The 20,967-nt window shown below is 59.7% G+C and carries 18 protein-coding genes and 1 pseudogene; 8 read left to right on the forward strand and 11 right to left on the reverse strand.

What is annotated here, in order from left to right:
• Positions 1 to 123: 123 nt before the first annotated feature.
• The 4 genes from FFS60_RS01195 to FFS60_RS01210 are packed head-to-tail and all read left to right on the forward strand — an operon-like array spanning position 124 to position 5,342.
• A complete protein-coding gene (locus tag FFS60_RS01195) occupies positions 124 to 1,377 on the forward strand; it encodes a site-specific integrase (RefSeq protein ID WP_256658014.1) in 1,254 nt (417 codons plus the stop codon).
• Positions 1,370 to 2,830, forward strand: coding sequence for a site-specific integrase (locus FFS60_RS01200; RefSeq protein WP_137820864.1), 1,461 nt, complete (start codon positions 1,370 to 1,372; stop codon positions 2,828 to 2,830). Before FFS60_RS01195 ends, FFS60_RS01200 begins: the two co-directional genes overlap by 8 nt.
• Positions 2,724 to 4,931, forward strand: coding sequence for a hypothetical protein (locus tag FFS60_RS01205; RefSeq protein WP_171016468.1), 2,208 nt, complete (start codon positions 2,724 to 2,726; stop codon positions 4,929 to 4,931). Before FFS60_RS01200 ends, FFS60_RS01205 begins: the two co-directional genes overlap by 107 nt.
• Positions 4,932 to 5,342: a hypothetical protein gene (locus FFS60_RS01210; RefSeq protein WP_137820865.1), complete on the forward strand. Its 411-nt coding sequence runs from the start codon at positions 4,932 to 4,934 to the stop codon at positions 5,340 to 5,342.
• 63 nt (positions 5,343 to 5,405) lie between these two features.
• Here FFS60_RS01210 and FFS60_RS01215 read toward each other — a convergent pair whose 3' ends face one another.
• Both FFS60_RS01215 and FFS60_RS28940 read right to left on the reverse strand, forming a co-directional pair.
• On the reverse strand, positions 5,406 to 5,933 hold the full coding sequence (locus tag FFS60_RS01215) for a hypothetical protein (RefSeq protein ID WP_137820866.1): 528 nt from the start codon (positions 5,931 to 5,933) through the stop codon (positions 5,406 to 5,408).
• A gap of 221 nt (positions 5,934 to 6,154) precedes the next feature.
• Entirely contained in the window at positions 6,155 to 6,628 is a 474-nt protein-coding gene (locus tag FFS60_RS28940; protein WP_256658015.1) for an HNH endonuclease, read from the reverse strand.
• Between the two features lie 482 nt (positions 6,629 to 7,110).
• Between FFS60_RS28940 and FFS60_RS01225 the strand changes: the two genes are divergently transcribed.
• Together FFS60_RS01225 and FFS60_RS29330 are read left to right on the forward strand one after the other, a co-directional pair.
• Positions 7,111 to 8,358, forward strand: a complete 1,248-nt coding sequence (locus FFS60_RS01225; protein WP_028628950.1) for a ribonucleotide-diphosphate reductase subunit beta — start codon at positions 7,111 to 7,113, stop codon at positions 8,356 to 8,358.
• Positions 8,359 to 8,628: 270 nt separating this feature from the next.
• A pseudogene (locus FFS60_RS29330) lies at positions 8,629 to 8,736 on the forward strand (integrase); the annotation flags it as partial.
• A 180-nt stretch (positions 8,737 to 8,916) separates the two neighbouring features.
• Here the strand turns inward: FFS60_RS29330 and FFS60_RS01235 are convergent.
• The 3 genes from FFS60_RS01235 to FFS60_RS01245 all read right to left on the reverse strand — a co-directional run bounded on the left by FFS60_RS01235 (position 8,917) and on the right by FFS60_RS01245 (position 10,989).
• Positions 8,917 to 9,414: a ProQ/FINO family protein gene (locus tag FFS60_RS01235; RefSeq protein WP_028630120.1), complete on the reverse strand. Its 498-nt coding sequence runs from the start codon at positions 9,412 to 9,414 to the stop codon at positions 8,917 to 8,919.
• Between the two features lie 469 nt (positions 9,415 to 9,883).
• Complete coding sequence (locus tag FFS60_RS01240; protein ID WP_137820867.1) at positions 9,884 to 10,666, reverse strand: SDR family oxidoreductase; 783 nt, start codon at positions 10,664 to 10,666, stop codon at positions 9,884 to 9,886.
• Positions 10,663 to 10,989: a nuclear transport factor 2 family protein gene (locus FFS60_RS01245; RefSeq protein ID WP_137820868.1), complete on the reverse strand. Its 327-nt coding sequence runs from the start codon at positions 10,987 to 10,989 to the stop codon at positions 10,663 to 10,665. The genes FFS60_RS01240 and FFS60_RS01245 overlap by 4 nt, the downstream gene beginning before the upstream one ends.
• A gap of 102 nt (positions 10,990 to 11,091) precedes the next feature.
• Here FFS60_RS01245 and FFS60_RS01250 point away from each other — a divergent pair, with 102 nt between their 5' ends.
• Together FFS60_RS01250 and FFS60_RS01260 are read left to right on the forward strand one after the other, a co-directional pair.
• On the forward strand, positions 11,092 to 12,024 hold the full coding sequence (locus FFS60_RS01250) for a LysR family transcriptional regulator (protein ID WP_137820869.1): 933 nt from the start codon (positions 11,092 to 11,094) through the stop codon (positions 12,022 to 12,024).
• Between the two features lie 548 nt (positions 12,025 to 12,572).
• The gene (locus tag FFS60_RS01260) at positions 12,573 to 12,926 is read left to right on the forward strand and encodes a YkgJ family cysteine cluster protein (protein WP_081668130.1); all 354 of its coding nucleotides are present in this window, start codon (positions 12,573 to 12,575) and stop codon (positions 12,924 to 12,926) included.
• 300 nt (positions 12,927 to 13,226) lie between these two features.
• On the opposite strand, the gene FFS60_RS01265 is transcribed toward FFS60_RS01260, so the two are convergent.
• The 6 genes from FFS60_RS01265 to FFS60_RS01290 form a co-directional block, all read right to left on the reverse strand.
• Positions 13,227 to 13,730, reverse strand: coding sequence for an Hsp20/alpha crystallin family protein (locus FFS60_RS01265; protein ID WP_137820871.1), 504 nt, complete (start codon positions 13,728 to 13,730; stop codon positions 13,227 to 13,229).
• 27 nt (positions 13,731 to 13,757) lie between these two features.
• Complete coding sequence (locus FFS60_RS01270) at positions 13,758 to 14,129, reverse strand: Hsp20/alpha crystallin family protein (protein ID WP_137820872.1); 372 nt, start codon at positions 14,127 to 14,129, stop codon at positions 13,758 to 13,760.
• A 27-nt stretch (positions 14,130 to 14,156) separates the two neighbouring features.
• Positions 14,157 to 14,612, reverse strand: coding sequence for an Hsp20/alpha crystallin family protein (locus FFS60_RS01275; RefSeq protein ID WP_028630126.1), 456 nt, complete (start codon positions 14,610 to 14,612; stop codon positions 14,157 to 14,159).
• A 518-nt stretch (positions 14,613 to 15,130) separates the two neighbouring features.
• Complete coding sequence (locus FFS60_RS01280) at positions 15,131 to 18,226, reverse strand: efflux RND transporter permease subunit (RefSeq protein ID WP_137820873.1); 3,096 nt, start codon at positions 18,224 to 18,226, stop codon at positions 15,131 to 15,133.
• The gene (locus FFS60_RS01285; protein ID WP_137820874.1) at positions 18,223 to 19,338 is read right to left on the reverse strand and encodes an efflux RND transporter periplasmic adaptor subunit; all 1,116 of its coding nucleotides are present in this window, start codon (positions 19,336 to 19,338) and stop codon (positions 18,223 to 18,225) included. Before FFS60_RS01285 ends, FFS60_RS01280 begins: the two co-directional genes overlap by 4 nt.
• Positions 19,339 to 19,367: 29 nt before the next feature.
• Complete coding sequence (locus FFS60_RS01290; protein WP_137820926.1) at positions 19,368 to 20,882, reverse strand: efflux transporter outer membrane subunit; 1,515 nt, start codon at positions 20,880 to 20,882, stop codon at positions 19,368 to 19,370.
• Positions 20,883 to 20,967 lie beyond the last annotated feature (85 nt).

Below are 20,967 nucleotides of genomic sequence, written 5' to 3' on the forward strand. Positions count from 1 at the left end.
TATACTTTAGATTTACTTGATCCTCTCTAACCCCTGTAAACACTAGGTTTTAATCGTTTACAGGGGGTATAGAGAAAATCTATACTCCTAGCCATTACACCTGATGACTAGGAAACGTATACATTGCAAGCCTTCTCCATTCGTTCATTTACTGCTTCGGATGGTGTAGAGATGGCTGTCTTGGTTGATGACCAGGGCAGCCCGCTCTTCCTCCCCAACGTCTACGCGACGTTCCATTACCGCGATGTCGGTTCCTCTTCAGCAACGATCAAGAAAGCGCTCAGAGCGTTAGGCATGGCCTATCTGTGGGCCTCCGCCAGAAAGCTTGATCTGCATGCAGCCCTCAGCTCAGAAGCCTTACTCTCCATCGAGCAATGTGAGGATCTGGCTTTCTTCCTTCGCTTGGACAGGGCCTCGCAAGACCGTGAACTGGCTGTGAGCCTAGAAGAGCTGCCGTCTCGGGTTGTTCGGCTTGAGCAGGTACGTGGCGGGTTCCATCAGAAAGCCGCAGAACGCACAGCCTGCTCTGCTGAGGAAGGTGCCTATCGAATCCGTATCGTTGCAGCCTTCCTAGAGTTCCAGCTGGAGAGGGTTGAGCAAGGCCTGCCGCGCCCAGTCCCAGGCACAGCGAAGGACAAGGCCGCACACCCGTCCATACGCCGACTGAAGGCACTGATCCCGAAGGTCAGCAACGCGGATGAGAGCGACGCGCTGGAGGGCATGGATGAGGTCACGATGGCCTTCGCAGACCAGATCTTCGATCCTGCCTCAGAGATCAACCCGTTCAGCACAGACTTCATCAAGCACCGGAACCATCTGGTTTACAGAATGCTGTCTGACAGCGGCATGCGCCGGAGTGAACTGCGCTTCGTGCAGATCGAAGACGTCAGCTATGCCAATAATCGTGTGCGTATTCGAGTCTCCAAGACCCAGGGTCGCACCGTCCCTATCTCCAGTACGACAGCGCTCGCCTTTCACCATTTCGTCCTTGAGCACTGGTCGAAAATCCCTGCTAAGCAACGAGCCCACGGCTACCTCCTTACCACCGCAGAGGGCCGCCACATCTGCGCGGACACGATCAATCTCATCTTCAGGACGGCCAGGAAGAAGGCCCACGAGCTGCCCGAGGACTTTGCACCGCACGCCCTGAGACGGACGTGGAATGACAGATTCAGCACAAAGGTTGATAAGGCCCCGCCTGAGAAGCGCCTCGCCAAGAACGAAGAGGAGCAGGTGAGAAACCGCCTGATGGGTTGGCGGAAAGACTCTGAGATGAGCGCTCGCTACTCACGCAGAACTATCAGAGTGAAGTCAGACCAAATTGCAGAAGAACTAGCGAACGAAATTGCGACAGGCAAGAAGAAAGATGATGAATAACGAAGTGCTAGTTCAACGAAGCGAAGTCGCAGCCACCACAGAAAACACGCTGGTTTTACTGGATGGCAGATTGGCCACTATCAAAATGGGCGAACCATTCCGCACACACAATAACGACGGCACACCGATTGTTCTCCACCTAGACATACTGAACGAGAACAACTCCTTTCACCAATCCCTGTTCAAAGTCATATGCGGAACCCTTTCAACCCACAGCTTGCAATATAACAGCGGGATTGTGCGAGCACTCCAAAATTGGTTATCCGTAGAAAACTGCGGACAGAATGAAGTTATTCAAATTGAGCATATTGGATTAATTTCAAAAATACCACCCAACTACACCGCCTTTATCATTCCAGCACTAAGGCGGATCAAAGACCAAAGACTGGAAGGCATGTCACCAGAAGTCATTGACTTCCTAGAGAACGACCATAAGTGGGAAGAAAAGGGCAATGGCGCCTACTACACACTCATCACTAACGACCCAGTAAGTGGCGCCTTGACCGACCAAGAGCTAAACAGTATTCATGGCGAACTGAACTATGCATATTCTCAGGGCGCAGTTACCCAGGAAGAGTACACTCTCGCATGGTTCTTTATAGGCACTGGCGTTCGCCCTGTGCAAGTTTCGCGCATGGCTATATCTGACGTACAGATATCTGAAGGAGCAGAAGGCAAAGAGGTTACTTTGCGCATCCCCCTAGCCAAAGGGGAAGGAGGCGGAAAGCAAGAATATTGGCTAAGGCGGGCCCCTACCGTTCTAGCCGATTGTTTGATTAGCTACCTTGATAACCGAGTCGATATATCCAGTGAATCGAAACTCTTCGATGGCACACCAGGCGCTATTGGCAAACGACTAACTGACACTCTGAGTCCGCTGAATACCTATTCAGATCGGCTGGAGCAAAGAGTCCCAATCTCTCCATACCGCTTCCGCTACACCCTAGCGACACGTGCCCTGGCCCATGGCGCCTCCGACTTCGAAGTGGCAAGGCTTCTGACGCACCGGAGCACAAGCTGCATCCAGTTCTACCGTGCCTCCATGCCGCAGCTTCAGAACCCCATCCGCCAGGCCATAGGGAAGGAGATGGAGTTCTTTGCCAGAGCCTTCCAGGGGCGCCTTATTACGTCTCTGGACGAGTCCACGCGGGCCGGTGACGATGCCTCGGTCATTGCCGACTTCCTGCGCCTAACGGGCCAGACAGTGGGGGCTTGCGGCACTCGCGCTGAGTGCCATCAGAACGCGCCCATTGCGTGCCTGTACTGCCATCACTTTGAGCCCCTGATGGACGCCCCTTGGGAGACGCTGATGGCCTCGCTGAAGGCCGATCAAGACATGGAGAAAGATGATCGGATTCGCCAGATCAACCACAACGCCATGTCAGCAATTAACGAAATTATTATTGCCCGCGATACAAAGCGCAGCAGCACGGATGACGATACCAATGGGTGAGTTAGTCTACTTCGCTGGCAAGGCCGATCTTACAGCCAAGCAGAACTTGAGCGACTTCAATCGTCATGCCGCAGCCAACTGCCCATTTCAAGATATTGTCTGGGCGGAGAATAGCTGGGATATCTCAACCTTTCTGATTGGGCGCAATCAAGGGCGAACCAAGAAGATCGCTCACTTCAAATCACTAAGGGATAAGTCGGGCAACAAGTCGGCGGTCGAGACGCCCTATGATATGCCATTCCTTGAGTTCGCTAAATCCACCTTCAGCGAAATCATGCGACGCTTTAAGCTCCAAGAGTACCGTCGATTCCTTTATGCCCTACAGGCCATTGAGCAATCGCTGCTGGACGCAAAAGTAGAGCCCTGCATAACGAGAGTAAACGCAAACATATTAGATAGCGCCTCGGATATTCTCCGGGCTCGCTTTAAGGATGCCTGGAGTGTCGGAAGGTGCCTGGAGCGCATTGTCACTGAGATCATCATTCCGGCAAGACTTGTTAACCACAACCTATCGTGGAAGTCGTCAATACCCTATCAGCAGGTAGTGAGGAATGATCGCCTCGATCCGACGATGCGTGAGGAGAACACCTCTAAGCTTCCTGACATCCAATCAATTCTGAATCTGGCAAAGATCCATCACGAATCGAAACACCTGCCCGACAAAATCGTCACTAGCTTCGTTTCTCTGGCGATGTTTGCACCTAGCCGGGTATCAGAAATACTGACTTTACCAGTTGACTGCATTACATCTTCGCAGGGCGATGAAGGCGAGATAATGGGAATATCTTGGAGGCCCGCAAAAGGGGGCTCTCCAATGACCAAATTCTCCACCTCGGATGCATCGGAAGATATCGCCCAAGAGGCAGTGAAGTTCTTCACTGAATTGGGCGCCAGTGCCCGTATAGCAGCGAAGTGGTATGCAGAGAACCCAGGCCAGCTTTACCTGCCACCCGGCTTTGAACACCTTCGAGGCCAGCCGCTTACTCTGCGAGAGGCAAGCTTCATCCTGGGCAGGAAAACCCCTATCCAGAGCGGCCACGCTAAAAGGCTGGGCCTTAAACCCATAGGTGAGAAGACGCATGACCCTGCGCGCCTGGATGAGCTAAGCGGCGCGAGGGGCACCTCCCTGTTTAGCTGGGACTCCCTGGAGCAATTCGTTCTGGCGAAGCTGCCGGCCACGTTCCCAATTCTGGACGGGATGTCAGGCCTGATGTGGCATGAAGCACTGTTTCTGATTCCTGAGCACACCCTACGACCGAACGTAGAGGTCAACATGAACGTGCCGTTCACGATCACCACTAACATGCTGAACAACCAGCTGGGCGCCAACCCAGACGGGGTGACGGTGTTCTCGCGCAACGGCATGACGCACAAGGATGGCAGCCCTATCGCCATCACGACGCACCAGTTCCGACACCTGTTGAACACCCTGGCCCAGTCCAAGCACCTGTCGGAGTCCCTAATTGCATTCTGGTCGGGCCGTAAGCACATCACCCAGAACGCGTGGTACGACCACCTGCCGCAGGAAGCCTTCATCGAGGCGTACACCAAGCTAGGCGGCAACGCCCCTGAATTGAACGTGCAAGGGCCAATTGCCGATAAGGCTAAGGCCATGGCCGAGAACAACGGCCTAACGCAGAGTCAGGCCCTCAAGATCGAGCTGGGGGCCATCCACAGCACACGGTACGGCATCTGCCGACACGACTACGCACTGACGCCTTGCCCGAAGGACAAGGACTGCACCATGTGCGGAGAACACGCCGTGGTGAAGGGAGAGCCGAAGCATCTGGCAGAGGCGAGATACCAGACGGAGATCCACGAGAAAGCCCTCCAGATGGCCCAGAAAGCCTTGGAGAACGGGGAGCCTGGTGCATCCCGCTGGATCAAGCACAACGAGGGCCGCCTGCAACGCTGGAGGCTTGTCTTGGAGCTCCTGACAGACCCTGATACCCCGGACGGCACGTTCATCACTCTGCCGCCTCCAGAGCACTCTCAATCCAAAACCGGGCTTGCCCAGGCGGTGCGCATCGTCAACGCCGCTGAGCCCGAAGACGAGGCTGATGACGACTTGAAGGCCCTACTTGATCTGGAGTTCTTCTAAATGGGTGCCCCTAAGCTCACTGACAAAGACATTGAGAAGGCAGTCCTGCTGCTTGATGGCTGGTCAGGCAAACTCACCTGGGATCGCTATCTAGCCGTGCTGGCAGTGGAGATAGGCCACACCTACACCAAGGTGGCCATGCTGCGTCAGCCGAGGATCAAGGCGGCCTGGGATCTGGCCAAGGACAGGGTGCATGACAGTGCGCCTCGCGGGGGTTATGGCAATGTCGCCATGTCCCTCTCAGCAGAGCGGATACGCGAGCTGGAGAGGCGCGTAGAGCGCCTTACGTTTGAAAACAATCAGCTGCTTGAGCAGTTCGTGCGGTGGTCTCACAACGCAACCCGTCGAGGCCTCTCCCTGACCGACCTAGACAAGCCGTTGCCACTCGCAGAGAAGAAGGTCACCAAGTAGGGGGTTCATGGCCTGGTGTCTGCGTAGAGCCAGGCCTGAGTTTCTTGCTACTCGCCATCAGGGCTAGCCACCCCCCATCAACGCAAGACGCCAGCCCTCCAAGTACCCGAGGAGAGGCAGCATCCTTACCTCCCCATCAGAGTTCAGGGCTGCAACGATATTGCTGCACGTATAGGCATCCCAAGGGGTGATTTTTTCCAGTGCCTCCACGGTTGTGCGCGATCTATATTTCAAAGCAGAGGTGTCGCGCCTAACGATGTTCAGCAGCCCCCATTCATCCTCGTGCTTCCAGTAGTTAGCCGCCGCATTAATCACCTCTACAACAAACACCCCGCCGCCATATGACGCACCGAACCTAAGCGAATCGCCTTGGAAAGCCGAGCGCGACTGGATACTGGTCAGGTATCGCTGCATAGCTACAAAGCCAAGCCCTGCATAGTATTCAGCCTTGTCCGCAAGGCCATCCACCTCTGGATGACCTGCGATTTCGATCTGTGTCGACAGCTCGGCAAGCTTTGCATCCAGCAGGCTAAGGCAGTCTCTCAGCAGCCATAGCTCGTACTCCCCCAACACATCCTCCACCTCGCTCATAGACACAGAAGCCTCCAATCAGTCAAAAGCAAATCTGTCGAGCCCACTCCCCTGACCGACCTCGACAAGCCGTTGCCCCTCGCAGAGAAGAAGGTCACCAAGTAGTGGCCTTCACTGCCTGGAGAGCAGTTTGCCCCCAATGATTTGAAGGGGCATTGCGACGTTCCGAGCCGCCAGCGCATACCTGCCTTCGCGGGGGATAGGGTCTACCCTACGGGGAGTTAGGTGCTGGATAGCTCCAAGCGCTCGACGTAATCGTCCAGCATGCCGTGCAACTCTGACGGCAGATCGCCCCTGCTGAGGTTGCGGCTTATGGCGATCAGAAGCTGGCGGGCCAGTGCTAACTCGCTGTCGACTGGCTTGGCTCGCACGGCCTTGTCATTACCCCCATTAGCAATAGCTGCCTTGATGATAGGTGCGACCGACTCCGCCGTGATGCCGCGATCCTGGCAATACTTTGTGCTCAGCCACTCGGAGACTGATTTCTGCCCTTTGCTGGCATTACAGCCGCGACAGCACAAGGCGATATTTTCCCTGGTAATGATCGTTTCATCATTGATGATGTGCTCCCAGCTGGCCGAAGCCTTAATCGACTCCGCAGGCGATAGAAATTTGCAGCCGCAGTAGACGCATGCTGCGTCTCTCGCCCGAACCTCTGCTTCCAGCCAGGCTGGAATTTTCCAGCTATTTGCCATCAGGGCGCCCCCATTCATTGACAACCTCAAGCAATGGCTCCGTTGGCAGCTTTACCCCTAACACCGCTCACCCCTCACTCAGATCAAAATATGAGCTGAATAATGGCACAGACGGTCGTCGCCCCTCCTCAAATTTGCGTATACTTCCGCCACCCAAAAAGGCGGTCGAAAACAGCAATGTTTACGTTTTTCCGCTGTTCAAGATGCTGACCTTCATGAACCCTCATACCTACAGGAGTTTTGATGAATGTTTACGAAATCAGCATCGGCGTTTTGCCAATAAGGCATCGCACGGGGCCGCTCCCTCCCCTCTCCCTCTGGGAGAGGGGCCGGGGGTGAGGGAAAACTCATCCAGCACCGATATCCGAACAGCCACACCCACAAACCGGGTGTGCACAAGCCAGGGCAATTCACCGCCCGGCCATGAACCACCGCTTTAGCGTGCACCGTCATTCACGCATCCAGATACCAGGAGAGGAACCATGCTCAGCTGGGACGAATTCGACAAAGAAGACCCCACCGAAGCCAAGGCAGCTCCCGCTGTTGCCCAGGCCGCCGCCAAGAACATCGACAAGCTCGACGACGAAGCCGCCGGCTCCGTTGAAGACGCCCGCGCCGTATCGGCCGACGACTCCGACGCCGTCGCCCGCGCCAAGAAGGCCCTGGACGCCCTCGACATCCAGGAAGGCCTGGACGACCTCGAAGGCTCCGCCGCGCGCGTACAGGTTGGCGACAAGCAGATGATCAACGCCCGCGCCGACCTCAACCAACTCGTACCCTTCAAGTACGACTGGGCCTGGCAGAAGTATCTGGATGGTTGCGCCAACCACTGGATGCCGCAAGAAGTGAACATGAACGCCGACATTGCCCTGTGGAAGAGCAAGGACGGCCTCTCCGAAGACGAGCGCCGCATCGTGATGCGCAACCTCGGCTTCTTCTCCACCGCCGACTCCCTGGTTGCCAACAACCTGGTGCTGGCCGTGTACCGCCTGATCACCAACCCCGAATGCCGCCAGTACATCCTGCGCCAGGCCTTCGAAGAAGCGATCCACACCCACGCCTACCAGTACTGCATCGAGTCGCTGGGCATGGATGAAGGCGAGATCTTCAACATGTACCACGAGATTCCAAGCGTCGCGAAGAAAGCGTCCTGGGGCCTCAAGTACACCCGCTCGATCTCCGACCCCGAGTTCAAGACCGGCACCCCGGAGACCGACCGCCAGTTCCTGCGCAACCTGATCGCCTACTACTGCGTACTGGAAGGCATCTTCTTCTACTGCGGCTTCACCCAGATCCTCTCCATGGGCCGCCGCAACAAGATGACCGGCACCGCCGAGCAGTTCCAGTACATCCTGCGCGACGAATCCATGCACCTGAACTTCGGCATCGACGTGATCAACCAGATCAAGATCGAAAACCCGCACCTGTGGGATGCCCAGATGAAGGACGAAGCCACCCAGATGATCCTGCAGGGCACCCAGCTGGAGATCGAATACGCTCGCGACACCATGCCGCGCGGCGTACTGGGCATGAACGCCGCGATGATGGAGGACTACCTCAAATTCATCGCCAACCGCCGCCTGACCCAGATCGGCCTGAAAGAGGAATACCCGGGCGCGACCAACCCGTTCCCGTGGATGTCCGAAATCATGGACCTGAAGAAAGAAAAGAACTTCTTCGAGACGCGCGTCATTGAATACCAAACGGGTGGCGCACTGAGCTGGGATTGAGTCCGGGTCACGTAGTTTTTCAACAAACACTGAAACTTTTTCACTGAATGTTGAAACAAATGCACCGAGTCGGTGCATAGCCGCTACCTGGGGAGGCAGCGGCGCTGGCCATCCTCGGATGGCCTTAGCAACAGGGCAAGACCATTAGCCCCAAAGGAACTGGGGTAGAAAGGAGTAAGAGAAAAGGGCCGGTGAGCAACGCTCACCGGCCCTTTTTCATTTCTGTGTCCCGTCCTGAATAAGGTTTACACCTTCGCCCTTGTTTTCAGGAGGGCAGTCCAACTCCTGCTCGGCCATACGAAGCTTGAGAGTACCGTTCGATACCTAGGAATTGAGGTCGACGACGCCTTGGAAATGGCGGAACAGACAGAGGTTTGACCATGCATAGCGACGGTCGAAGTGAGGCCGTCGCTAACCCAGCCATTGGCTGCTATTCGAATCACCTCACCATCACTTCCCGCGCCATCGAGGGCGCGGGCTAGCAGTCACTCGTGCGCCTTGCTAGTGACTTGAATGATTGGGCGACTCGATGCCGGGCGAGTGATTTCAATCCACGATCTATTCCGCAGCGGTATCGGCGGCGGGGGCCTGTGTATGCTGTTTCGGCTTTGACTGAAGACGTCGCGCTTGCCCGCGCTGCCGCGAAGCCTGCCGCTTCGCATGCAGCGCCTGAGCCGCCGTCACCGTGCCAACTGCCTGACCGCTCAAGTCCAGGCGCGGCGCATTCTCCGTCATGCTTGCCCAGTATCGACTTCCCTGGCACCAGGTAGCGATGCCCAGCTTGAGTTGTTCGCTGGTGATCCCCAGCAGCTCCAGGTGTTGCTCGGCATCCTTGAAGATGCCCTCCTTGAGCGGAACCTTGGGGGCCGGATTGACCGGGAAGGCCAATGGGAAGTGCTTCTGCAATCGCCAGATCGCTTCCACCGCAGGGTCCTGCTCACGAGGCATCGTTGGCGGGGCGGACTTCCGCTTGCGCGGCTTCGAGTTATCGGTCTTTGCCTGCTCTTTTTCAGCCCGCAGGCGGTCACGCAGCTCAGCTAGTTGTTCAAAACCCATCGTTCAGTTCACAGCGTCATGGTTGATTCGTGCGGCAAGGTTATCTCATACAGTCTTTTGGAACAGCCTAATCAGTCGTCGGCACGATCAAGGCAAGTGATCGCGGCATCCCAGTCGCTCGCCGACGAGCAATGGAGCGGCAGGGTATGCGGCAGTTCCGGTCTGATTGAGGACAAGGGGCTGCTTCGGGCCGACTCCGGTCTGTCGCGGCCGGCAGCAGTCGACCCAAAACGGCCGGTGATAACGCAGAAACCGGCCAATAGCCGCCGGAAGCAATAGACAGCATGGGGCGCTAGAGGCTCTCTGGACTTAAGAACAGAGGCGGTGCTGCAGGCTTGAGGGTATGGACGGTCCGACATCCCCGAAACATGCAATGGCATCGGCCCATAGCGCCGAGAACATCCCGAGAGAGCCAGGGAAGCGGCAAGCCCTGAGGGCTCGCCGTCGTTCAGTTGATTGCGGCTGTCGATTACAGCGTTGAGATGGTACCGCCGTCGATACGGTGCTCGGATCCTGAGATCGAGGCGGCACGGGGGGACGCGAGGAAGACGATCAGATCGGCAACCTCTTGAGGCTTGGCCGGCCTACCCAGTGGGATTCCGCCTATCGACTCCATGACAATTCGTTTGCCTCCTTCGTAGTCCGTTCCTGCCTGGGCAGCCAACCGCTCTGCCAGTCTTACGGACGCCTCGGTCTCAATCCACCCTGGCGCGACGCTCAGCACACGAACCCCCTTGGGGGTTACTTCTCTTGCAAGGGATTTGCTGTAGGTGGTGAGCGCTGCCTTGGCGGCGGCGTAGGCGGTGGTGGACTCAGGCAGAGGCATCATGCGCTGGATCGAGCTCACATGGATGATGACGCCTGAGCCCTGGGCAAGCATGGATGGCAATAGCGCGCGATCCAGGCGTACGGCAGGCATCAGATTCAAGTTCAGCTCTGCTAGCCACTGCTCGTCACTGATGGCGGCAAAGCCACCGCCAGGAGTGCCTGAACCACCGACCACGTTAATCACGATATCGACACCACCCCAGCTCTGGAGCACAGTCTGCGCGACGTGAGCCACGCCTTGTGCCTTTGTCAGATCGGCACCGATATAGGTGACGCCATCCACAGGTCGTACTGACACGTCGCGCGCCGATGTTGCCACCCGGGCGCCAGCCTCCACGAGGGTCTGCACGACTGCAGCGCCAAGGCCCATCGTGCCGCCGGTGACGACTGTGCGCAGGCCATTGAGTTGAAGGTCGAAGCTCATGCCGTGATCTCCAGCGATGCGATCAGGCCGCGTTCAAGACGAAAGCGGTACGACAGAACGATCGGGCTGCCAGGAAAGTTGCCGGTGACGTTGGCGCGGACGAGTTGGAATCCGTCCTCTCGCTCAATGGCAAAGGGCACGCTCGTCGCGTTGTACTTGGCCGATGCCTCGGCCATAAAGGCCTTGATGGCGTTGATGCCCGTGTAGGTGTGACCGTCGTCCTTCATGACGGCTTGCGCCGTGAAGCAATGTGCTAATGCCTCAGGGTTGTGTTCGGCAGCGAAGTACGCAGCAATTGGCTCGGGCAGGGTCAAGGTATGCATGTTGTTGGCTCCATGGGGTCAGTGACAGCCTTAGGATGCGTACCGGACAGAATTAATTGAATATTCTAGAATCTGGATGGACTGTGTAGAAATGAATACATAATGCGTGGATCCGAATTTGCTGAGCTAAAAGCCTTTGTGGCCGTCGTGGAGCGCCAGAGCTTCGCGCGGGCCGCAGAGCATCTGGGCCTATCACCCTCTGCACTCAGCCAGACCATTCGACAGCTCGAAGGTCGCATTGGCGCACGCCTGCTCAATCGCACGACCCGAAGCGTCGCGCCATCGACGAGTGGCGAGCTGCTCTACAGGCGTATCGCCCCCTTGTTTCGAGAGATGGCTGTTGCCGTCGCCGAAGCCAGTGAGGCGACAGGACAGATAAGCGGCACGCTGCGTATCAATACGCTGGGGATCGCCGCGAGAACCCTCATTGCGCCCCGGCTGGCACGCTTCCATCAGGCACACCCTGATGTGGTGCTCGACATCGTGGTCGACGACGCACTGGCCGATATCGTTCTTGGCCGTTTTGACGCGGGCATCCGTGTGGGTGGCCGGCTTGAGAAAGACATGGTGGCCGTCCGCCTCACCCCAGACCTGAACATGGTCGCTGTGGCATCTCCGGACTACCTCGCACGTCGAGGCATCCCCCAGTCACCTGCTGAGTTGCAGGATCATGCATGCATCAACTGGCGGCTGCAGATGGACGGTAGGCCCTATCGCTGGGAGTTCCAGGAACGGGGGCAGCCGCTGGAAGTGGCGGTCGACGGCCCCGTCGTCACCAATCACCCTGACATCGGCATCACTGCCGCTCTACACGGGCTCGGCATTGCCTATCATTTCGAGAAAGAAGGCGTGGGTGAGCTTTTGGCCCAGGGACGGCTGATCCAAGTCCTTGCTGACTGGTCGATCTCGCGTCCAGGGCTGTTCCTCTATTACCCGAATAGGCAACACCGGCCAGCCGCCCTGGGTGCGTTCATAGACTGTCTATTGGATCGCAACCCGTTCGATCAGCCCTGTTCCGAAACCCATCGACGATAAGCGCGAGGCAAGGAGTAGCGGGAAATATGACATTGAGCATCTCGAAGCAACAGGGGACGCGACGGTAGCTATTGAGCGCTTGCCGAGACCATTGACCCCAAGGGAGTGGGGACGTTCAGGAGTAAACGAAAGGGCCGATGAGCATTGTTCACCGGCCCATTTTATTGCAGGCTTCAAAAGAGCGCCATTTCTTCCACGCTGCATCGCGAACTCTCACCCCGAAAAAAGAACCGCAGATCAGACGTAGCTAATCCGCGGTTAGAGGGCTTGGCAGACTTCAGCGCACCGACGCAAAAGCACTGAAGAGGTTGCCACGCCAATGCACATTTCTAACCAGTCGACCGATTTGGAGGCACAGTCATGTCAGTGAAAGTCGAACATCCGACCAGTCAGAGTGAAGAGCTCTGGACAGTCCGCTTTGGTGTCCGCCGGGCGCAATTTCGCCATGAGCGTTGCGCCAGGGATTTCGCGGCCAAACTCAAGCAACGGATCGAGGCATCGCATAGCTATCCGCGGATAGCGGCTAGTGACCTTGGCCGGCCAGCCAGATGAGCTGCACCAGTCGAAAGATCGACCAGTTGCGCCGGCAGATCCCGGCTTTCGCCTGCGAGCCCGGCTGCCACGATTGCTGCGGGCCGGTAACCGCGTCGTCCGAAGAAATGTCACGACTACCGGTGAAAAGCGACGCCGAGCATGACGCGGCTCTTGCGCAGTGGAACTGCGTACATCTTGGCCCGCAGGGCTGCGAAGCCTACGAGCAGCGCCCGTTAATCTGCCGCTTGTTCGGGACTACCCCGAGCTTGGCCTGCCCGCGCGGCCGTGGGCCGGAAACATCGACGGAGGCGCATGTTGTACGCCAGGTGCATGAGCTGATTGCCAGCACCCGCCAAGTGCTTGTTTAGCCGGCCAGCGTAAAGTGCATTGGAGAACGAAGCGAGAAGTTGGGGCGAGTGAGCGGGGGAAGGGCTTTGTTTGGTGGATGAAAAGAGCGTCATCCACCAGACGCACTAATAAATCCACGTGGCTAGAACCCATTCGATATCGACTCCAGTCAACGACTACCAGTCGCTACGCCAGCCAGCATCCCGGGGCCGTCTACTTCCCCGGCTGAAGAACGGCCCGCCCGCGAGATTTCCGCGGGCGGGTAGTCCAAGTGACGAGGGTTGTCCCTTGCCTGTGACGGATAAGATGAGGTTGCAATATCAACCCGAGCGAACCTCGACGCGCCTGCCACGCGCGCGCTCTTCCTTGGGCAGTTCGATACGCAGCACACCGTTACTGCATCTGGCTCTGGCCTTCTCGGCAATGACCGGAGCGGGAAGCTGGAAGGTGCGCCGGAAACTGCCGAAGGTGCACTGCCGGACGCGATAACGCCCATTGCCCTGCTCCTGCTCGATGCGCTTTTCACCGCGAATGATCAGGGCATCTCCCCGCACTTCAAGATTCAGATCCTCCTTCACCATTCCGGGTACCTCGAGGCGAACGACGACCTGGTCGCCATCCTCGTAAAGATCGCCGGCCAGCAATCCCCAGTTCGAGGCGAGTGTGGGTGGTGAAGCGCCATCTTCCAGTGCGCTCCTGCTCCGATTGATGGGCGTGAAACGCGTCAGCGCCTCGCTGGCACGCTCACGAAGCTGGCGCCAGCCCTCACCCAGTGAATGCCAGGTTTCCTCCAGGCCATGCTTGAGTTCAGCTAGTTTGTCCATGGGGTCGACCTCCACACACTCAAGGCCCTATTCGCTTTTCACGACGATCTTGCGCGGCTGGGCATGCGCATGCTTGGGAACGCGCAAGTTCAGCACGCCGTCTCGTAGCTCAGCGTCGATCTGGGTGGTATCCAGCTCGGAGCTCAAGGTGAAGGCTCGCCGGAATCGCGAGAGCTGGACTTCGGCATAGACGGCCTCCAGCTGTCCGGACATCTCTGGCATGATCTCCCCTTCCAGCACAAGCGTGTCACCTTCCACATTGACCACGAGACGCTCCTTGGGCACACCCGGAAGGTCCGCAAACAATTGGATTCCGTTGTCGTCTTCGAAAACATCGACACGCGGCAGCAGTGTTTGGGTTTCAGTCTCGCCGCGCACGACCGCTTGCTTGTCGTTCATGGTGATTCCTCCTTCAAACCGATGCTGTTACTGAATGGCTATGCGCCTGGGTTGCGCAGCCTCCCGCCGAGGCAGAGAGATGCGCAGAACGCCGTCGCAATAGTGAGCCTCGACCTTGTCGGTATCGACCTCATCGTTGAGGCTCACCGTGCGCTTGAAGCGTCCGGAATAACGCTCGTTGGCGTACACGGAGCAATTGCTCTCATCCGTGCTGCGCGCGGGTCGGCGCTCGCCGGATATCGATAGCAACCCTCGGTGAATCTGCAGGTCGAGGTCGTTCGGATCGACACCAGGAACGAAGGCGTAGACTTCCATGCTGGACGGTGTACTTCCCACGTTGATCGCAGGAAAAGCACCGCTGGCCAAGGCACGAATGCTGCCCGGACGCCCGAGCCCAGGTCCCAGGACTTGTTGCAGTTCGCGCTGCAGCCTCTCGAACTCGGCAATAGGATCGCTCGACAGATTAAGAAGGGACTCGTACATGACAAACCTCCTCCCGGCTGACGGACATGATCTCGAACAGAAGGCTCGAAGCTCCCGGCTCCAGCCCCTGTCGACGTGAAATATGTAAACGATTTCGAGGTTTTCAAGTCCTGGCTTAAACGAATATGGAATTAGATATTTCCCCCCCTTTGCACGTTGAATCTTTGCCCTGGCCCCACTGGATGTAGCCCGGGGAACGGCTCAAATCCGGGATTCTCGAGCTCGGTCAAGTTCGACGATGAAGCCAAACACGCCTCGCCTTTACTCGTGCGGGCCGGCCCTAAAAGCCGGGCAGGGGCGGCAGAGTCTTTGGCAGCTCACCAGCGTGAGGCTGGAGCCTTTGGACAACGGGCTTGAGCTTCTCGGCGATGACCTTGGCAACCGCTTTTCTTGGCTTCGTCCGCAAGCGCCTCACTCACGGCTCAAATGATCGCGGGCGGCGTCCTGACCTTGACTCGACGAAGGCTGATCGGACCCGATCAGCCTTCGTCGCTGAGGTCGAGGCGCAATGCCGTCACTCAGGAACTAAGCGCAGCATCGGCCGTCACCTGCTGGTCACCGGCAGCCACATGGCGGCGCACTTTGAACCAGGCGGCATACAACGCCGGGACGAAGAAGATGGTCAGCAACGTCGCCACGGAGAGGCCACCCATGATCGCAATGGCCATCGGCCCCCAGAACACGCTACGCGTCAGCGGGATCATGGCCAGCACGGTCGCCAGCGCCGTCAGCATCACCGGGCGGGCCCGGCAGATGGCAGCATCCAGCACCGCATTCCACGGGTCGCGGCCCTGCGAAATCTCGATCTGCACCTGGTCGATCAGAATCACCGAGTTACGCATGATCATGCCGCCGAGGGCGATGATCCCCAGGATCGCGACGAAGCCCAGCGGCGACTGGAACACCAGCAGCGCCGGCACTACGCCAATCAGGCCCAGCGGCGCAGTCAACACCACCATCCACATGCGCGAGAAGTCCTTCAGTTGCAGCATCAGCAGCAACAGAATGGTGACCAGCATCAGCGGGGCAACCGCCAACAGCGCCTGGTTGGCCTTGTCACTCTCCTCCACCGCTCCGCCCACGTCGATGCGATAGCCCGAGGGCAGCTTCGCCTCGATGTCCTTCAGCAGCGGCTGGATCTGCTGCGTCACCGACACGCCCTGCTCGCCATCCTTCACGTCGGCGCGCACGGTAATCGCCATGTCGCGGTTACGGCGCCACAGTACCGGCTCTTCCAGCTCGTTGCGCACCTGTGCCACCTGCGACAGCGGCACTACGGTGCCCTCGCGGGTGTAGAGGTTAATGTCCTTGAGTGTGTCGAGGCTCAGGCGTTCCTCAGGCACGGCACGGGCCACGATGTCGATCAGTTCCTCGTGCTCGCGAAGCTGCGACAAGGTCGCGCCGTTCATCACGGACTGGGTCACCAGCGACACGTCGGCCGGTGTGAGGCCCAGCGCGCTCGCCTTGTCCTGGTCGAGTTCCACCTTCAACGTGCGCACCGGGTCGTTCCAGTCCAGTTGGACGTCCCGCACCTTCGGGCTGGACGCGACCACCGCCTCCACCTCGCGGGCAATATGACGCACCACCTGGGTGTCGGGACCGACGACGCGGAACTGCACCGGGTAGCCAACGGGTGGCCCCAGCTCCAGGCGGGTCACGCGCAACCACGCCTGCGGGAACTGCTGGTCGGCCATGGTCATCAGCCGCTCACGTACTCGCTCGCGCGCCTCCAGGTCCTTCGTCATCACGACGAACTGGGCAAAGCCCGGGTTCGGCAGCTCGGGGTTGAGCGACAGCAGGAAGCGCGGTGCGCCAGCGCCGGTGTAGGCGGTGAAGAAACGTACGTCGTCGTCCTTCGCCAGGATTGCCTCCATGCGTTTGACCTGCTCGGTCGTCGCAGCGAACGAAGCACCTTCCTTGACGCGCACGTCGACAACCAACTCAGGTCGCGAGCTGTTGGGGAAGAACTGCTGCGGCACCAGTTTCATGCCAGCCAGAGCGAGCGCCAGCGCGCCAAACGTTGCGCCGATGACGACCCAGCGGCGCTCGATGGCGGCGTCGATGAGACGGCGCAGGCCGCGGTAGAACTTCGTATCGTATAGATCATCGCCATGCTGGTGCTTGCCCAGGTCATTGGGCAGCATCTTGACCGCGAGGTAGGGCGTGAAAATGCCGGAGCAGATCCACGAGAACAGTACGGCGGCACCGACAATCCAGAAGATGCCACCCGCGTACTCGCCCGTGGTGGATTGCGACATGCCAATCGGCAGGAAGCCCACGACGGTGATCAGCGCGCCGGTCAGGCGCGGCATGGCGGTGGCCGAGTAGGAGAAGGCAGCCGCCCGCACACGGTCCCAGCCGGTTTCCATCTTCGCCACCATCATCTCGATGGCGATGATGGCGTCGTCCACCAGCAGGCCCAGCGCGATGATCAGCGAGCCGAGCGAGATGCGCTCGAGGTTCCAGCCCATCGCCAGCATCACCAGCGCCACGCCACCCAGCACCAGCGGCACCGTGGTCGCGACCACCAGGCCGGCACGCCAGCCCAGGCTGACCAGACTGACCACAATCACGATGATCAGCGCTTCGGCCAGCGCATGCACGAAGTCATGGATCGCGTCTTTCACCGTGGTGGGCTGGTCGGCCACGAGCTCCAGCTCCACACCGTATGGCAGTTCAGACTGAGTCTTGGCGACGGCCTGATCCATCGCCTGGCCAAGGTCCACGATATTGCCGTCGCTGGTCATGGTGATGCCGAGCATCAGCACCGGCTGACCGTTGTGGCGCACGGTGTAGGTCGGCGGGTCTTCGAAACCACGGGTGACGGTCGCGATGTCGCCGAGTTTGATCAGCCGGCCGCCTGCGGAGATGGGCACGTTGCGGATGGCGTCTTCGCTGTCGAACTGGCCGCTCACGCGCACCATGACGCGGTCGTTGCGGGTGTCGATCTGGCCCGCGGGCAGCATGGCGTTCTGGCTCTTGAGGCTCTCGGCAATGGCCAACGGGGTGATACCCAGCGCGGCCAGGCGCTCATGCGAGAACTCGACATAGATACGCTCAGCCTGCTTGCCGATGACATCGATTTTCTTGACCATCGGCACCTTCAGCATGCGGCGCTTGATGTCCTCGGCCGCATCGGACAGATCGGCCTGGCCGACGCCGTCGCCCTTGACCGCGTACATCAGACCGTACACGTCGCCGTACTCGTCGTTGACGATCGGACCGATCACACCGTCGGGCAGCTCGAGGCTCAGGTCGTTGAGCTTCTTGCGCGCCTGGTACCAGGCCTCGCGCTGGTCGGCCTTGGAGGTGCCGCCGCGCACGGTGAGCGTCATGCCCGCATAGCCTTGCCGCGCGTAGGTGACCACCTTCTCGAAGTTGTCGATCTGCTCGAACTTCTTCTCCATGCGGTTGAGGACCTGGTCCTGCAACTGCTGGGCGGTCGCGCCCGGCCAGATGACGATGGCCGTCATCGAGGGCACGGAGAAGTTCGGGTCCTCGAGCTGACCGAGCCTGGTAAAGCTGAAGGTGCCGGCTACCGCAACCAGGATGAGCATGAACAGGACGATGGCGCGATTGCGCAGCGCCCAATCGGTAAGGTTGAAGTTGCTCATCGGGCGGCCTGCTGGGGATTAGTTTTAGCGTCCCCGAAACCTGGTAACGCGACCCTCAGCCCAGGCGCCATTTTCTGCACCCCGGCGGTAATGACCAGCGCTCGGGAAGAAAGCCCGGAGACGAGCACCTCGTCATTGCGATACCCCATAACCGCCACAGGCTCCAGCCTGACGGTGCCCACAGGCTTTAAATCCTCGGGCTTGACGACCCACAACGCCGGCTGGCCGCGGTCTTGCGTCAGCGCCGATGCCGGCACCGCCGCCACCGGAACCTCTTCCATCTCACGCTCGGCGACCAGGGTGGCGGTGGCACCTAGTGGCAGCGACCGTGCACTCACAGGCTTCAGCCGCGCGCGGTAGGTGCGCGTTTGCTCTGCCGCCTGCGGCGACAACTCACGCAGTGCAACATCGAAGGCCTTATTCGGCGCGCTGGCCAGCGTGGCCTTGAATTGCGCCGCCTTGAAGGCGGCCAGATGATCCTCGGGCACGTCGACGACGATTTCCGGCTCGCCGGGATTCGCAATCGAGACAACCGGTTGACCCTCCGCCACGACCTGCCCGACCTCGAAGCGCACGGACGTGACGACGCCGCTGCGCGAGGCGCGCAGCACGGTGTACTTGAGCCGGTTACGCGCGAGCTCGAGCTTTCGTGCCTCGGCCTCGGCGGTCGCAACGGCAGTCTGCGCCGTCGTGTGCGCGCGTTCATCGTCGGCCGCACTGACCGAGCCGTCCTCTTTGAGCGCAGTCAGGCGCTGGCGGTCCGACTCGGCCTGACGTGCCTGCTCGACGGCAGCCGCCCACTGTTGCCGCGACGCTTCAGCGGCAAGGCGGTAGTCGCTGTCATCGAGCACTGCCAGCACGTCGCCTTCGCGCACGATCTGGCCTACATCGACCTTGCGCTGCGTGACCTTACCGCCGACGCGGAAGGCCTGGTCGACTTGGTGCCGTGACTGCACGGTTCCCACGTAGCGATTGATCTCACGGGCATTGTCGTAGCTGATTTCAACGACCCGTACCGGTCGTAGCGCCTGCACAGTCGGCTGGTCCGGGCTACACGCGGACAGCAGGAAGGCTACGGCCAGGGCAGCGGCCGCAGTATTGGAGTTCTTCAAGGTGATTCCTCTTTGAAGACGACAGGTTCTCAGGAAAGGGGCGGATGATCGGTATCGGTCGTCGCAGTGGGCTGGACAGGTTCATCGAACACCTGCCAGCCCCCGCCCAGCGACTTGTAGAGCTGCACGCTGTCGAGCAGCAGCCGCGTCTTGCTTTCGTTAGCGGAAAGACGCGACGTGAGGCGCACACGGTGCGCGTCCAACAGCGGCAGCAGGTCGATCTGTCCACGGTCGTAAAGCGACTGCGAGTGGTCCAGCGCAGAGTCCGCAGCGGCGGCCGCCAACTGCAGCGACTGCGAGCGGCGACGCTCATGGGAAAGACTGATCAGCGAGTTCTCCACGTCCTCGAGCGCACGTGCCATACCGTCTTCGGCACGCAGCAGCGCTTCGCGCTGGCCACTCTCGGCGACCTCGTTGATCGCGCGCGTGCGCCCGGCGTTGAAGATCGGCATCGCCAGCAAGCCAGCGACGTTGGTGAAGCGCGCGGCGCCGAGATCCAGACCGTTCAGCTCCAGGTTCTGGCGCCCGAAGGAGGCACCGAGGAACAGCCGCGGGAACCACTCGGCGGCGGCCTGTTGGCGGCGCGCATTGGCCGCGTCGAGCTGCGCCATCAGCGCCAGCACGTCGGGCCTGCGCTGCAGCAACTCGGCAGGCTGGCCCGGCCGCGCCTGAGGCACGACCTGATCGTCACGGGAGGTCACGATGGAGGTGGCATTGAAGGCCTGATCACCAATCAGCACCGCGATGCGATGGCGTGCCACAGCCGCTACGGTTTCCATGGGCGGAATCTGCGCGCGCGCCGATTCGGCATCGGTCTGTGCGCGCTCGACGTCGAATTCGGTCGCCAGCCCGACACGGTGACGCGCCGTGACCAGGCGCAGCGTCTCATCCTGCATCGCCGACATGGCACGCAGGGTGTCGACCTGGCGCTGCGCGCCGACCAGCGTGAAGTAGTTGCTGGCGACGTCGCTCATCACCAGCAGGCGCACGCCGCGCACGCCGTGCTCCGCAGCCAGAGCCTCGGCGTCCGCTGCGGCCGCGCCCGCGCGCAGTCGTCCGCTCAGGTCAAGCTCCCACGAGACGTCCAGGCCCGCGCCGGCAGTATTGATGTCCGGGGCGCCCTGCTTCTTGGCGGTGTCATATCCGGTGCTGCGATCGGCACCGAAGGCGGACACTCCGACAGTCGGGAACAACCAGGAACGGCTGATCGTTTCACCCGCGCGTGCGGCGCTCACTCGCTCGGCGGCGATCTTGATGTCACGGTTCTCGCGCATCGCGCGGCGCACCAGATCCGTCAGCACCGGATCGTTGAAAGCTTCCCACCAGGCAGCTTCAGGCTCCATCTGCGAGGCCGTGCTTGCGGCGAACTTGGCCGGCAACTCCACAGACGGCTTGGCGACCTCCGTGGAGCAACCGGTCAAGGCCAGGGCGATAGAAGCGGCGAGCGCCGCGCCGACGAAGGCACCGACCAGGCGTTCGGCATGTTTCAGGGGCGTCTGCCCGGCGTAGCGGGTCAACGGATAGTGAGTTGGAAGTCGCGGCATCGGATTGGACTCGTGCAGATTCGAGGTTGCAGCAGCGTAGGGCCCGGTGCGCGCAAAGTTGTCAGCGAAGCGTCGCAGTTCGGTC

The sequence above is a fragment of the Pseudomonas sp. D(2018) genome (assembly GCF_005502555.1).
Lineage (GTDB): Bacteria > Pseudomonadota > Gammaproteobacteria > Pseudomonadales > Pseudomonadaceae > Metapseudomonas > Metapseudomonas resinovorans.